Origin of the sequence: Phocaeicola sp. HCN-6420 (assembly GCF_037890145.1) — a bacterium.
Classification (GTDB): domain Bacteria; phylum Bacteroidota; class Bacteroidia; order Bacteroidales; family Bacteroidaceae; genus Phocaeicola.
Genome location: NZ_JBBKBJ010000006.1, coordinates 1 through 14,506, shown reverse-complemented (window position 1 = coordinate 14,506; position 14,506 = coordinate 1). Strand labels below are relative to the sequence as shown.

Sequence of the window (14,506 nt, the reverse complement as noted above, 5' to 3'; positions counted from 1 at the left end):
TATATAAATTTAGTTGTTTTGTTAGTTAACTTTCCATTTCATGAACCAGTGTTCATTAAACGTCAGGCCGATTTTAATGACGAAACGATTTTCTGATAGCATGTTAGGAACAGATGGTGTAACATGAACATATTGTCCAGTTAAGTTTAGAATGGTATTCCGCTGGAATAATTGAAGTGGAAGACCAAATCCTGCACTGATTCCATATTCTGAAGGACCATCACATTGAGGAAGCTTTAAATATGAGCTTTTGTAATAACCTCCCGCGCGATACCGTATACGTTTCAGGTAACTTCTTCCTATAGGATCTGGCAGATATTCTATACCTGCTGCTATTTTGGAACGGTCGTTATATGCATTTGTTGAATTATCATATTTTACTTTTGACCATTTTTCAAGAGAATAATCAACGCCAACAGTAAGGCTTCTTGCATGATTATACGCTAAACCTATACCGAAGGTATGCGGTATACCATATGAATCATTTACCACATGCTCATTAACCGAAGAATAACTGGAATTGTCTGTTACCTGTATTCCTCTCGTATCTGTCGAGTTAAGCGTATGTCCCAAGCCATATACTAATCCGAGAGTTAATTTATCGGATTTATTTATTTGCTGAGTATATTGCAATCCGAAGTCTGCTACATAACTGTTTACTTCAATATTGTTGTATACATTGGTCTGGTCACTACTTACGCTGAAAGCTTTAGTTGCCTGATATTGCAATGTTCCGTAGATATATCCGGCGTTTACTCCGATAGAAAGGTTATCAAGTATTTTGAAGCCTAATCCTCCTGTTATTTGCTGCAAGCCGCCATCTCCATAAAAAAGGTTTGTTGCCGTAACATTTTCAACCCCTTCTACTGGCTGGGTTGTCGTAAAATTATATCCTAAAGTAGAATAGGGGGTGAATGCAATAGCCATACCTAAACGGGGATGTAGACGAAATTGCATTGCTATATAGTCGAAGCTGGAATTTCGTGCATTGTTTTTTATTCCATTTTCCTGAAAATTGGAACTTTTTAAACTCATTCCTACATCGAACATAAACGAGAGAGAATCTACCGCTGTAAATGATGCCGGATTCAACATGTTTATATGACCGCTGTTTCGGAGTGCATATCCGACTCCTCCCATCGCAGCATTATTGGCAAAGCCTCGGTCTGACAAATCTCCCAGCCCATAACGGGTATAAGGGGAATTAGTGCTGGACTGAGCAAAAGCCGATAAAGAGCCGGCAAATATCAGAGCGCTGATTAGTGCTTTCTTATTTAACATTGTAATTTAAAATTCTGTTTAAACCTTTCAATACTAAAAATCTATCTGCAAAGATGATACTTTTTAAGTTTGTATCAAAAGAAAATTTATCTCCACCAGTTAAAAAAACCAAAAGGTCAGGATATTTCTTTTGCATTAGGGTGATATAACCACTTATTTCAAACTCCATGCCCTTTATTACGCCGGCGCGTATAGCTGTTTCTGTGCTATATCCGAACTCGGGCAGGTCACCTCCTTTTTCTATAAGCGGAAGTTTGTCACAGCAGGCATTCAGCGCTTTGAAGCGAGTATATATACCGGGGGATATATTCCCTCCCCAGTATCGTCCTTGGGCATCGATGAACTCGTATGTTAAAGCTGTTCCTGCATCAATGACTAATAAGTTTTTGCCTGGGCAAAGATAATTGGCACCTACTACAGCAGCTAATCGGTCCATGCCCAATGTCTCAGGAGTCTTGTAAAGATTTTCGATGGGCACTGGGGTGCGATATGTTAACTCCAGAAAGGGAACAGGCTGTTTCGCCAATTGCTTACGAATCGTATTGCTGAGTGTGATGACGGATGCAATAATTCCTTTTTCTATAGGATATTTGTTGCATAACATTGTCAAGCAGTCTAAAGAGTGGTTTGAGCCTCGAAGAACTTCCACCACTTCTTCGTTATCGAATACAGCGAGTTTGGCTACTGTATTGCCTATATCGATTACTAAATTCACTTCTTTTCTTGTTTTATGCTGCAAAGTAAAGTAAAAAATGAATAGGAATAGTAATAAAACGATGAATTTATTCAGAACTTATCAATATTTAGCCGTATTTTTGTGCCTGAAATAGTGTGAACGTTGTAAAAAAAGAGGATAAACTTTACTCAGGTTTATGGTAAGACTTAGATATTTCATTATATGTTTGCTGGCAGGGCTGTCGCTCTCTGCTCACGGACAGCAGTCGGACAGTATCCGTTTCAGCTTGTTGACTTGTGCTCCGGGTAGTGAGATTTATTCTTTATTTGGACATACAGCTATACGTTATGAAAATTATACCCGTCATGTCGATGTGGTTTTCAATTATGGGATGTTCAGCTTCAATACTCCTAATTTTATATTCCGTTTTGTTAAGGGAGAAACCGATTATCAGTTGGGGATTACACCTTATCCTTATTTTGAGGCAGAATATGCGATGCGCGGTTCTTCTGTGTATCAACAGGTATTGAATCTTACACAAGAGGAAAAAGAAAACTTGTTGGCATTGTTGGAAAAAAACTATTTACCCGAAAATCGTATCTATCGATATAATTACTTTTACGATAACTGTACGACACGAGCCCGCGACAGAATAGAAGAATGCATAACTGATGGACAGGTTGTCTATCCGGATTCTTTGTCTGGCAAAAGCTTTCGTAGTATTGTACACGAGTTTACAGTCGGGTCTTCATGGGATGAACTTGGCATCGATCTTTGTCTGGGAGCTGAAGCCGATAAAACAATAAGCAAACGTTTGCAGATGTTTTCACCTTTTTATTTGAAGTACTATGCTTCCAATGCCTATATTCTTGATAAGAGAGGGATGCGCCGCCCATTGGTACTGGAGGAAACAAAGATTGTGGATGTGGAGCCGGAACTGGCTGAGCCAGGTTTTGTGCTTTCGCCAATGGCGTGTGCTTCTTTATTCCTTGCATTATGTGTACTGATGGCATGGATGCAATGGAAATTCCGACGAATTTGGTGGGGGTGGGATATACTGCTTTATGCTTCTCAGGGAATAGCGGGATGCATTATTGCATTTTTGTTTTTCTTTTCTGTTCATCCTACGGTAGGTTCAAACTGGTTGCTTATTTTGTTTAATCCGATACCTTTATTATACCTTCCCGTCATGGTATATAAGGCCATAAAGCACAAAAAAGATGCTTATCATGTAGTAAATCTTATATATTTAACACTTTTTATAGTCATTCTTCCCTTTTGTGGGCAAGAATTTAATTTAACAATATTACCTTTGGCACTCGGTTTGCTGGTGAATTCAGCAGGCCATATCTTAGTTTGGAATAAAAAGTAATGAAAGAACGTATACTGACTTCGCTGATTGCAGCATTTGTAATAACAAGCTTACAGGCTCAGACAACTCCGACTGTGCCGAAATTGGTGGTTGGATTGACCATCGACCAACTTCGCTCAGACTATATTGAAGCTTTTTCGGCTTTATATGGTGAGAGGGGCTTTAAACGTCTGATGAAAGAAGGACGCGTTTATTGCAATGCAGAATACGATTTCATAAATATGGATCGTTCTTCGGCTGTAGCTTCTATATATACCGGTACTACTCCTTATTATAATGGAATAGTAGGAAACCGATGGATGGATCGTACTTCTTTACGTATTGTGAAGAGCGTCGATGATCCGGCGTATATGGGAGTATATACTTCAGAATGTACATCTCCTCAACATTTATTAGTCTCTACGCTTTCGGATGAACTGATGGTTGCAACCAACGGTAATGCCGAAGTTTATTCGATTGCTCCTTCTCGTGAAATGGCTGTACTCGCTGCAGGCCATGCTGCTAAAGGAGCTTTCTGGTTGAACGATGAAACAGGAAAATGGAGCGGTTCCACTTATTACGGGGCTTTTCCAGAATGGGTAGCTGCATATAATGACCGTGAAGGACTGGATTTTCGTATAGGTAATCTGGTATGGGGACCCTATTTGCCTGTCACATCTTACAAGTATGTTACTTCTGATGTCAAACAGCTTACTTTTAAACATGATTTTTCCGACGAGCGTACTGATAAGTTCAAAAAGTTTAAAACCAGTCCTTATGCGAATGATGAGGTAAACAAGCTGGTCAATGCATGCTTGGCGAATACCAATGTGGGGAAAGACAATGTTCCTGATTTGCTTACGTTATCTTATTATGCGGGAAACTATGCTCACACCCCCAATACGGAGTATGCTATGGAGATACAAGATATGTATGTCCGTCTGGATAATAGCATAGGCGATTTGCTTGACTTGATCGATCGTAAGGTAGGGTTAAATAATACATTGTTCTTTATCACTTCTACCGGTTATGCAGATGCGGACCCGAAAGATCCGGAACAATATAAGATACCGGGCGGAGAGTTTCATATAAAGCGTTGTGGAGCACTTCTGAATATGTACCTGATGGCTATTTATGGTCCGGGGCAATATGTAGAAACTTATTACGATCGTCAGATTTATCTGAATCATAAACTTATTGAGGATAAGAAGTTAAATCTTACAGAAATACTGAACCGTTCGTCTGATTTTATTGTTCAGATGAGTGGTGTCCGTTCGGCATATTCTTCTCAGCGCCTGTTGCTTGGAGCATGGACTCCTCGTATTGATAAAATCAGAAATACATTCAACTCGAATGCTTCCGGTGATATTTATGTGGAAGTAATGCCAGGATGGTCGGTTGTTGACGAGTATTCTCAGGTATCGAAGGTGGTACGTGATACTTACTCATCTGCTCCGTTGATTTTCATAGGTAATAATATAAAGCCGGAAATCTTATATACTCCGGTGAAAATGGCGACAATCGCTCCCACTGTAGCCCATTTCATGCGTATTCGGGCGCCCAATGCAGCTACTGCTGCTCCTCTGACGGGCATTCGTAAATAATTATCAACTTAGATAATTAAGAAAATCAGCAAATTAGTTATCTTTGTGCGTCAGAAAACTGAATGAATAAATCAAATTAGAAATAATAAAAACAACAATATACAATGGGATTTAACGAATTTATAAGCAAACTTTTTGGAAATAAGGCAACTCGCGATATGAAAGAAATTCAACCGTGGGTAAATAAAGTGAAAGAAGTCTATCCGGAGATTGCTAAATTGAGTCACGATGAGTTGCGTGCCAAAACCGAAGAGCTGAAGAAATATATCAGAGAATCGGCTGCTGAAGAAAACAAGAAGATAGAAGAACTGAAAGCTACTATCGAGGAAACAGACATTGAAAAGCGTGAGCCGATTTTCTCACAAATAGATAAGTTGGAGAAGGAAGTTCTTGAAAAATATGAAAAAGCCTTGAACGATGTTCTCCCTACTGCTTTTGCGATTGTAAAAGATACTGCTCGCCGTTTAAGTGAAAACGAAGAAATTGAAGTTACTGCTACTGAAATGGACCGCAATTTGGCTGCTCAGGGTAAGGACTTCGTCCGTATAGAAGGCGACAAGGCCATCTGGAAAAACCATTGGGTAGCCGGAGGTAATGAAATGACATGGAACATGGTTCATTACGATGTTCAGTTATTTGGTGGTGTTGTACTGCATCAGGGTAAGATTGCGGAAATGGCTACCGGTGAAGGTAAAACCTTGGTTGCTACATTGCCGGTATTCTTGAATGCCTTGACTGGTAATGGTGTACACGTGGTTACAGTCAATGACTATCTGGCTAAGCGTGACTCTGAATGGATGGGCCCGCTCTATATGTTCCATGGCTTGAGTGTAGACTGTATCGATAAGCATCAGCCTAATTCGGAAGCACGTCGTCGTGCCTACATGGCAGATATCACATTCGGTACCAATAACGAATTTGGTTTCGACTACTTGCGTGATAATATGGCTGTCAGCCCGAAAGATCTTGTACAGCGCAAGCATAATTATGCTATCGTCGATGAGGTCGACTCCGTATTGATTGATGATGCACGTACTCCGTTGATCATTTCTGGTCCTGTTCCTAAAGGTGACGAACAATTGTTTGAAGTACTTCGTCCGTTGGTAGAACGTCTGGTTGAAGCACAGCGCAAATTGGCAACACAATATCTTGCTGATGCGAAGCGTCTGATTGCATCCGATAAGAAAGAAGATGTGGAAGCCGGATTCCTGGCTTTGTTCCGCAGTCACAAGGCTTTGCCGAAGAATAAACCGCTTATCAAATTCTTGAGTGAACCGGGTATCAAGGCGGGTATGCTGAAGACTGAGGAAATCTACATGGAGCAGAACAACAAACGTATGCCAGAGGCAGTAGAACCCTTGTACTTCGTTATCGATGAAAAACTGAAGAGTGTGGATTTGACAGATAAGGGTGTCGACCTGATTACTGGTAATTCACAAGATCCGACTCTTTTTGTTTTGCCGGATATTGCAGCCCAGCTTTCTGCTTTGGAAAATGAAAAGGGATTGAGTGATGAAGAAAAGCTTGCAAAGAAAGACGAGCTGCTTACAAACTTTGCTATCAAGTCAGAACGCGTTCATACAATCAATCAGTTGCTTAAAGCATATACAATGTTCGAAAAAGATACTGATTATGTCGTTATGGACGGACAGGTTAAGATTGTCGACGAACAGACAGGACGTATCATGGACGGTCGTCGTTGGAGCGACGGATTGCACCAGGCTGTAGAAGCTAAGGAAGGTGTTAAGATTGAAGCTGCAACTCAAACTTTTGCAACTATTACTTTGCAGAATTACTTCCGTATGTATCATAAGCTTTCGGGTATGACCGGTACAGCAGAAACAGAAGCCGGAGAATTCTGGGATATTTATAAGCTGGATGTAGTAGTTATTCCTACAAACCGTCCGATTGCCCGCATCGATATGAACGATCGTGTATACAAAACAAAACGTGAAAAGTATAAAGCGGTAATCGAAGAAATTGAAAAGATGGTAAAAGCCGGACGTCCGGTACTGGTTGGTACTACTTCTGTCGAAATCTCTGAAATGTTGAGTAAGATGCTTACCTTGCGTAAGATTCAACATAACGTGTTGAATGCGAAACTGCATCAGAAAGAAGCTGAAATTGTAGCTAAGGCAGGTCAGAGCTCTACAGTAACTATTGCTACCAACATGGCAGGTCGTGGTACAGATATTAAGCTGAGTCCGGAGGTAAAAGCTGCCGGAGGTTTGGCTATTATCGGTACAGAACGCCATGAATCACGTCGTGTAGACCGTCAGTTACGTGGTCGTGCAGGACGTCAGGGCGACCCGGGTTCTTCTGTATTCTTCGTTTCGTTGGAAGATGACCTGATGCGTCTGTTTGCTTCCGACCGTCTGGCCAACTGGATGGATAAGATGGGATTCAAGGAAGGCGAGATGATTGAGCACAGCATGATATCCAAGTCTATCGAACGTGCACAGAAGAAAGTTGAAGAAAACAACTTCGGTATTCGTAAGCGTCTGCTTGAATACGATGATGTAATGAACAAACAGCGTACTGTAGTATATACGAAACGTCGTCATGCCCTGATGGGAGAACGTATCGGTATGGATATTGTCGATATGATTTGGGATCGTTGCGTAAATGCTGTTGAACAGCCGGATTATGAAGATGCCAAGATGGAAATCCTTCAGACTTTGGCTATGGAAATACCGTTCAGCGAAGAAGACTTCCGCAACAAGAAGAAAGATGATCTGGCTGAGCAGACATTCCAGGAAGCTATGGCTTTGTTCAAACGTAAGACAGAACGTATGGCTGCCATTGCTAACCCGGTAATCAAACAAGTATACGAAGCTCAGGGTCATATGTATGAAAATATCATGATTCCTATTACTGACGGTAAACGTATGTACAACATATCTGTCAACCTGAAGGAAGCATATGAAACAGAGTCGAAAGCAATTGTGAAGGCATTTGAAAAGGCAATTTTGCTTCACACTATCGACGATGCTTGGAAAGAAAACCTGCGTGAGTTGGATGAATTGAAACATTCTGTTCAGAACGCAAGTTACGAGCAGAAAGATCCGCTGTTGATCTTCAAACTCGAATCAGTTAATTTGTTCGATAATATGGTTAGCAAGATCAATAACAATACGATCTCTATCCTGATGCGTGGACAGATACCTGTTCAAGAACCAGAACAAGTACGTGAGGCTGCTCCCGAACCGGAACGTCCTCGCCAGCAGTATCGTGAGGAAAAACAGGACTTGAATGATCCTGATCAGCAGGAAGCTGCCGGACGTGATACGCGTGAGGCAAAGCAGGAACCTTATCGCGCCGATAAGACGGTTGGCCGTAATGATCCTTGTCCATGCGGCAGTGGCTTGAAGTATAAGAACTGTCACGGACGTAACGCATAAGTTTAACTTATTGAACCATATAAGGAATGTCATTCTGCAAAAGATATTTGTGGAATGACATTCTTTTTTTATGCCCAGACGTTTCATCAGACAAAGTTTTACGTAACAGGAAGTCTTTTATAAAAGATGCCGACGTTTCAATTTTTTTTGTACAGAAAAAATAAAAATTTGTACAAATTTTCGGTAGAATGTCTCCATCTTTTCTTTACGGTTCCAGCATGGCTTTCGGTGCTTCTCTTCTGGACTTGACTTATTGAACGGGATTTATGAAATGTTTGTGATACAGGAACTGACAAATTGTCTGCATATCTATGACAAACTTTGAAAGATTGATAAATAAATAAAATAAAAAATGAACCGAGGTCCGATTCCCGAAATCTTTTTATCTTTGCATTTATACAATTGCAGTAGCCTTTACTGTAGTTAAAGATTAACAGAGTTAAAAACTAAACCATGATGAAAATATATGCTTTATGTGCGGTTGCACTGGTGTGTTGCCTTGCCTCTTGCAGCTCCGTACAGACATTGACATTCGATCAGTTATGTCCGGCAACAGTAAGTTTTCCTGAACAGGTAAAAAACATTGCCGTAGTAAATAATATGCCGTCGACTCCTGAGGCAAAACGTACGTTGCTTACTTTAGGAGAAATGAACGGGAATGGGAAAAAATCGGCAGAGATGCTGGCTTCTGCGCTGGCCGATTCAAAATACTTCAATCAGGTAATGATTTGTGATTCAGCCCTGAATACAACCGGTCTGTCGGGAAGACGGGCGCTGACGCAGGAGGAGGTGACTCAGCTTGCTGGGGAGCTGGATGCGGACATCATATTTTCTCTTGACCAGGTAAAGATTCAGACGGAACGTGATGAGATTTTTTATCCGGGTTTGCCGGGCTCCTGGTCGGTGATAAAAGCCAAAGTTACTCCTGTGTTAAGCCTTTATCTGCCGGAGCGTGAGCGCCCCATGAACATTATTGCAAAGACCGACAGCTTGCAGTGGGATGCCAGTATGGCTCCTTCAGACCGTCAGATGCAGGAAGAGGCTGCTTCATTTTCGGCATATATGCTTACGCACATGCTGGTTCCTTACTGGAAACATGCCGAACGTATTTATTATGCGGGAGGATGTGTGGAAATGCGCGATGCGGCTGTCTGTGTAAATGAAAATGACTGGCAGGGTGCACACGATTTATGGCAGTCATTGTTCGAACAGACGAAATCGAAAAAACTAAAAATAAAATCGGCTTTCAATCTGGCTCTGGCCTCCGAAATGCAGGGCGACCTGCTTCAGGCTGAAAAGTGGCTGAAAGAAGTAGAAAAACGGGTTACAGCCGGCTCGGATGAAGACGTTATACGGAAATTTTATGCTGAACAACTGGCAGAACGCATGAAGCAATTTCCTCATTTGAACACTCAAATGAGCCGTTTTGGAAACAATTTCTGAGATTATCTGTTGCACGAATGATTTTTTTTGTACATTTGAGGTAATAAAATTCGATAGACATGATGAACATTAGTGAACAGTCGCATGCTTCTATTGCTTCTACATTGAAAGAAGCTATCGGCAGATATATCGCGACAGATGACAATTCGGTTGTAACAGATATTCATTTGCAGCCTAAACAGGACAGTGGAGAGCTTATCATCTTCAACGATGATGATGAAGAACTGTCGCGTACCATCATCGATGAATGGGTAGATTATGACGGCGAAGATTTTTATGCAGAAGTGGAGCCGATACTTCGTGCTGAAGTCACTGTACTGAAGGATGAGGGAGAGCTCGATAAATTATGTCTGATGAAGCCTTATTCGTTTGTGCTGGTTGACGATGAAAAGGAAACCATTGCCGAACTTTTGCTGGTAGATGACGAGGAAACCTTATTGCTGAACGATGAACTGCTGAAAGGACTGGATGAAGAGCTGGATGCTTTTCTGAAAGACTTATTGGAAAAATAGCATTCCGCTTGTTCTATTTGTTTACTGTCAAAATCTGATTAACATGGGGGAACGCATTACCTTTCGTAAGAATGAACGCCTGCAGACGATTAATCCTCGGTGGAGAGGGAATCCGATAGCAAGAGGGAAGTTCTTCAATCGTCAGCATCGCTGGCGTCCGGGAATGGGTAGTGTGCTGAAATGGCGTTTTTCCCCTAATCCTCAGCGGAAGGAAAAGAAAATGATAAAATGGGATCCTAAGGTACATTTTCTTCGTTCGCTGGACGGTGTCGTTGGAAATTCATTGATATGGCTGGGGCATAATTCTTTTTTTCTGCAACTGGGTGGCAAGCGTTTCATGATAGATCCGGTATATGGTAATATCCCTTTTGTAAAGCGCAGAAGCCAGTTTCCGGCCAATCCTTCTATTTTTACGCATATCGATTATTTACTGATTAGTCACGATCATTTCGATCACCTCGACAAACCGAGTGTGACCCGTTTATTTGCCGATAATCCGCAGATGAAATTGTTTTGCGGAATTGGTACGGGAGAACTGATAAAGAGCTGGTTTCCTACGATGGAAGTCATAGAGGCAGCTTGGTATCAACAGCATAGTGACGGAAATTTGCGCCTGACTTTTCTACCTGCCCAGCACTGGAGTAAGCGTGGGGTGAACGATGGGGGAGAACGTTTGTGGGGCGCCTTCATGATAGAAGCCGATGGCATTACCATTTATAATAGTGGTGATACGGGATATGCACGTCATTTTAGCGAACTTCCGGAGTTGTTTCCACATATAGATTATTGCATGATAGGGATAGGAGCCTACAAGCCCCGCTGGTTTATGAAGCCTAATCATATTTCTCCTTATGATGCGCTTACGGCTTCGGCTGATATGGGTGCCCGTATAACAATTCCTATGCATTACGGGACTTTCGACTTGTCGGATGAGCCTTTGTTTGATCCTCCTCACGTGTTTGCGGCAGAAGCGCGGAAACGCAATATGCCTGTTCTGCTCCCGGAATTAGGAGAAGTTGTCAAACTCAGTCATCAGCATTGATTTCCTGATATTTTTTATTTTACTGTCTTTCCGGAAGTTTCGGGCAGAGTTTCTTTGGGGATTACGATGGTCCGCTGGGCTGTTGAGTCGTTCTTTATACTTGTCACTTCGCCTTTTGTGGTGAAGTAGACATAATTCCCCCTGTCATAAAAACGATAAACTTTTACTCCATCCTGTTCGAACAGATAACTTACGGTGTAGGTATCGTTGTTTTGAGGTGCTTTATTCTGGATGGGTATTCCTGTTATGCCGCAAGAGGGAAGTATCATTGTGCACAGAAATAACAGGCTGATATGGAATAAGCTGATTTTCATACTTAAATGTTTGGAGTTATTGGCTTTCACAAATATATTCAAAATACTGATTATACCGAAGTTTATGGCTGGAATTTATTTTTATGGCAGTATGCTGAAAGGGGCTTATCTGAGGAAATGATGGAGAATAAAAAAACTTGAGGCAGAGTTTGATGTACTTCTGCCTCAAGTTTTATATGATAGAGATATGTCTTGATTACTTTTTCAGTGCAGCAATGCTTTCTTTCAGGGCTGCGATTTTGGTTTCAGCATCAGATTGTTTCTTGCGTTCCATCTCGATGACATTAGCCGGTGCCTTGCTGACAAACTTTTCGTTGCTCAGCTTTTTCAAGACGCTCTGCAGGAAGCCTTCCTGGTATTTCAAATCAGCTTCCAGTTTCTTCAATTCTTCTTCTACGTCAATCAGATTGCCCAGCGGGATAAAGTATTCGGTGGTACCTACCATGAATGAAGCTGCGCCTTCAGGTTTGCTTTCTACTACCGTTACGGCAGAGAGGTTCGCCATCTTCTTTACAACGTCAGCATATGCCATCAGCTGAGTATTTTCGCCAAGTACAAGCATTTCCAATGCTTCTTTTTGTGCGATATTCTTCTGCAGGCGGATATTGCGGACACCCGAAATGATTTCCTTCAATTGGTCGAAAGTATTGCAGAGTTCGTTGGCAGCCTGCAGGTCACGTCCGGCAAATGTTTCCAACTGTGCTGTCATAATACTTTCTCCCGGCTTGCGGTCGTAAATGTGCTGCCACAATTCTTCGGTGATAAATGGCATGAACGGGTGAAGCTGACGTAACAGTACATCGAAGAAATGCAAAGTTGTTTCGTATGTCTTTTTATCGATAGGCTGACCGTATGCAGGTTTGATCATTTCCAGATACCAGCTTGAGAACTCGTCCCAGAATAATTTGTAAACCAGCATGAGGGCTTCGCTCAGACGATATTTGCTGAACAGATCGTCCATTTCGGCAGATACTTTAACCAGCAGGTTATCGAACCATTCGGTTGCCAGCTTAGCGTATTCCGGTTGTTCGATGTCGGCTACCTGCCAGCCTTTTACCAGACGGAAAGCATTCCATATCTTATTGTTGAAGTTACGTCCCTGTTCGCACAGTGCATCGTCGAACAAGATGTCGTTTCCGGCTGGTGCGGCAAGCATCATACCCATACGTACACCGTCGGCTCCGTATTTGTCAATCAAATCCAGCGGATCAGGAGAGTTTCCCAGCGATTTCGACATCTTACGTCCGATCTTATCGCGTACGATACCGGTGAAGTATACGTTTCTGAACGGCATATCGCCCATATATTCGTAGCCGGCCATAATCATACGTGCTACCCAGAAGAAAATGATATCCGGACCTGTTACCAAGTCGGAAGTCGGATAGTAATATTTTATCTCTTCGTTACCCGGGTTGTTGATGCCATCGAACAAAGAAATCGGCCACAACCATGAAGAGAACCAAGTGTCCAGACAGTCATCGTCCTGACGTAAGTCTTCTACTTTCAAGTTCTGATTGCCGGTCTTTTCCTTAGCCAGTTCCAATGCTTTTTCAGGGGTTTCTGCTACTACGAAGCCACCTTCGGGCAAATAATAGGCTGGAATACGGTGTCCCCACCACAACTGACGGCTGATACACCAGTCTTTGATGTTTTCCAGCCAGTTACGGTAAGTGTTTTTATATTTGGCAGGGTAGAATTTCAGCTCGTCATTCATAACTGGAGGTAGAGCCATATCTGCAAAGTGCTGCATGCGCAGGAACCATTGCATAGACAGCTTGGGCTCAATAGCAACATTGGTACGTTCAGAGAAGCCCACCTTATTAGTATATGCCTCGACCTTTTCCAGCAAGTCGGCAGCAGCCAGATCTTTTTCAATCTGTTCGCGGACATCAAAGCGATCCATGCCTACATACATTCCGGCAGCTTCGCTGATAGTTCCATTGTCATTGAAAATATCGATAGAGGGTAAGTTGTATTTTTCTCCCAGCATGTAGTCGTTTACGTCATGTGCAGGAGTAACTTTCAAGCAACCAGTACCAAATTCGATGTCTACATAGTCGTCTTCGATAACCGGGATGACACGTCCTACCAGCGGAACGATAACCTTCTTGCCTTTCAGCCACTGATTTTTCGGGTCGTTAGGATTGATACACATTGCGGTATCTCCCATGATGGTTTCCGGACGTGTCGTTGCGACAACGGCATATCTTCCTTCTGGGTCACCTTCTACTTTATAGCGCAAATAGTAAAGTTTGCTATGTTCCTCTTTATAGATTACTTCTTCATCGCTGAGGGCTGTCAGTGCTTTCGGGTCCCAGTTGACCATACGTACGCCACGATAAATCAATCCTTTATTATATAGGTCGACGAAAACTTTGATAACGCTTTCACTTCGTTTCTCGTCCATGGTGAATGCAGTACGGTCCCAGTCGCATGATGCACCCAGCTTGCGGAGCTGTTTCAGAATGATACCTCCGTGTTCTTCTGTCCATGCCCATGCATGTTTCAGGAACTCTTCACGGGTAAGGTCTGTTTTCTTTATTCCCTGTTGAGCCAGTTTGTTTACAACTTTAGCTTCTGTTGCAATGGAAGCGTGGTCTGTTCCCGGAACCCAGCAGGCATTTTTACCTGTCATACGAGCACGGCGTACCAGAATATCCTGAATGGTATTGTTAAGCATGTGTCCCATGTGTAGTACTCCGGTTACGTTTGGCGGGGGAATTACGACGGTATATGGCTTACGGCCGTCGGGTTTAGAACTGAAAAGCTTATTGTCCAGCCAATACTGGTACCATTTCCCTTCCACATCGGCGGGATTGTACTTACTTGCTAATTCCATTTTCTATATCGTTTTAATGTTTGTTTTTATGCAATTTCAAGTT

10 protein-coding genes are annotated in these 14,506 nt (G+C 42.2%); 6 read left to right on the top strand and 4 right to left on the bottom strand.

The window, feature by feature from the left end; all coding sequences use genetic code 11:
- Nucleotides 1-21 precede the first annotated feature (21 nt).
- Both WKT12_RS05255 and WKT12_RS05250 read right to left on the bottom strand, forming a co-directional pair.
- A complete protein-coding gene (locus WKT12_RS05255; protein ID WP_340319023.1) occupies nt 22-1,281 on the bottom strand; it encodes a hypothetical protein in 1,260 nt (419 codons plus the stop codon).
- Entirely contained in the window at nt 1,271-1,996 is a 726-nt protein-coding gene (locus WKT12_RS05250; protein WP_340319022.1) for a type III pantothenate kinase, read from the bottom strand. Before WKT12_RS05250 ends, WKT12_RS05255 begins: the two co-directional genes overlap by 11 nt.
- Nucleotides 1,997-2,153: 157 nt before the next feature.
- On the opposite strand from WKT12_RS05250, the gene lnb reads away from it, so the two are divergent.
- The 6 genes from lnb (at nt 2,154) to WKT12_RS05220 (ending at nt 11,310) form a co-directional block, all read left to right on the top strand.
- On the top strand, nt 2,154-3,329 hold the full coding sequence (lnb, locus tag WKT12_RS05245; RefSeq protein ID WP_340319021.1) for a lipoprotein N-acyltransferase Lnb: 1,176 nt from the start codon (nt 2,154-2,156) through the stop codon (nt 3,327-3,329).
- Nucleotides 3,329-4,912, top strand: coding sequence for an alkaline phosphatase family protein (locus tag WKT12_RS05240; protein ID WP_340319020.1), 1,584 nt, complete (start codon nt 3,329-3,331; stop codon nt 4,910-4,912). The genes lnb and WKT12_RS05240 overlap by 1 nt, the downstream gene beginning before the upstream one ends.
- 104 nt (nt 4,913-5,016) lie before the next feature.
- Entirely contained in the window at nt 5,017-8,313 is a 3,297-nt protein-coding gene (secA, locus tag WKT12_RS05235) for a preprotein translocase subunit SecA (RefSeq protein WP_340319019.1), read from the top strand.
- Nucleotides 8,314-8,766: 453 nt separating this feature from the next.
- Complete coding sequence (locus WKT12_RS05230) at nt 8,767-9,756, top strand: DUF6340 family protein (protein ID WP_340319018.1); 990 nt, start codon at nt 8,767-8,769, stop codon at nt 9,754-9,756.
- Between the two features lie 62 nt (nt 9,757-9,818).
- The gene (locus WKT12_RS05225) at nt 9,819-10,268 is read left to right on the top strand and encodes a hypothetical protein (protein ID WP_340319114.1); all 450 of its coding nucleotides are present in this window, start codon (nt 9,819-9,821) and stop codon (nt 10,266-10,268) included.
- Nucleotides 10,269-10,311: 43 nt separating this feature from the next.
- Nucleotides 10,312-11,310 (top strand): MBL fold metallo-hydrolase, encoded by a 999-nt coding sequence (locus WKT12_RS05220; RefSeq protein WP_021971987.1) that lies wholly within the window; start codon nt 10,312-10,314, stop codon nt 11,308-11,310.
- A gap of 14 nt (nt 11,311-11,324) precedes the next feature.
- Here WKT12_RS05220 and WKT12_RS05215 read toward each other — a convergent pair whose 3' ends face one another.
- Both WKT12_RS05215 and WKT12_RS05210 read right to left on the bottom strand, forming a co-directional pair.
- The gene (locus WKT12_RS05215) at nt 11,325-11,579 is read right to left on the bottom strand and encodes a DUF4884 domain-containing protein (RefSeq protein WP_340319113.1); all 255 of its coding nucleotides are present in this window, start codon (nt 11,577-11,579) and stop codon (nt 11,325-11,327) included.
- Between the two features lie 241 nt (nt 11,580-11,820).
- Nucleotides 11,821-14,463 (bottom strand): valine--tRNA ligase, encoded by a 2,643-nt coding sequence (locus tag WKT12_RS05210; protein WP_021971989.1) that lies wholly within the window; start codon nt 14,461-14,463, stop codon nt 11,821-11,823.
- Nucleotides 14,464-14,506 lie beyond the last annotated feature (43 nt).

Bases quoted from the DNA above. Each gene is read 5' to 3' on its own strand.
- WKT12_RS05255 (WP_340319023.1), bottom strand. From the start codon at position 1,281: ATGTTAAATAAGAAAGCACTAATCAGCGCTCTGATATTTGCCGGCTCT.
- lnb (WP_340319021.1), top strand. From the start codon at position 2,154: ATGGTAAGACTTAGATATTTCATTATATGTTTGCTGGCAGGGCTGTCG.
- WKT12_RS05240 (WP_340319020.1), top strand. From the start codon at position 3,329: ATGAAAGAACGTATACTGACTTCGCTGATTGCAGCATTTGTAATAACA.
- secA (WP_340319019.1), top strand. From the start codon at position 5,017: ATGGGATTTAACGAATTTATAAGCAAACTTTTTGGAAATAAGGCAACT.
- WKT12_RS05230 (WP_340319018.1), top strand. From the start codon at position 8,767: ATGATGAAAATATATGCTTTATGTGCGGTTGCACTGGTGTGTTGCCTT.
- WKT12_RS05225 (WP_340319114.1), top strand. From the start codon at position 9,819: ATGAACATTAGTGAACAGTCGCATGCTTCTATTGCTTCTACATTGAAA.
- WKT12_RS05220 (WP_021971987.1), top strand. From the start codon at position 10,312: ATGGGGGAACGCATTACCTTTCGTAAGAATGAACGCCTGCAGACGATT.
- WKT12_RS05215 (WP_340319113.1), bottom strand. From the start codon at position 11,579: ATGATACTTCCCTCTTGCGGCATAACAGGAATACCCATCCAGAATAAA.
- WKT12_RS05210 (WP_021971989.1), bottom strand. From the start codon at position 14,463: ATGGAATTAGCAAGTAAGTACAATCCCGCCGATGTGGAAGGGAAATGG.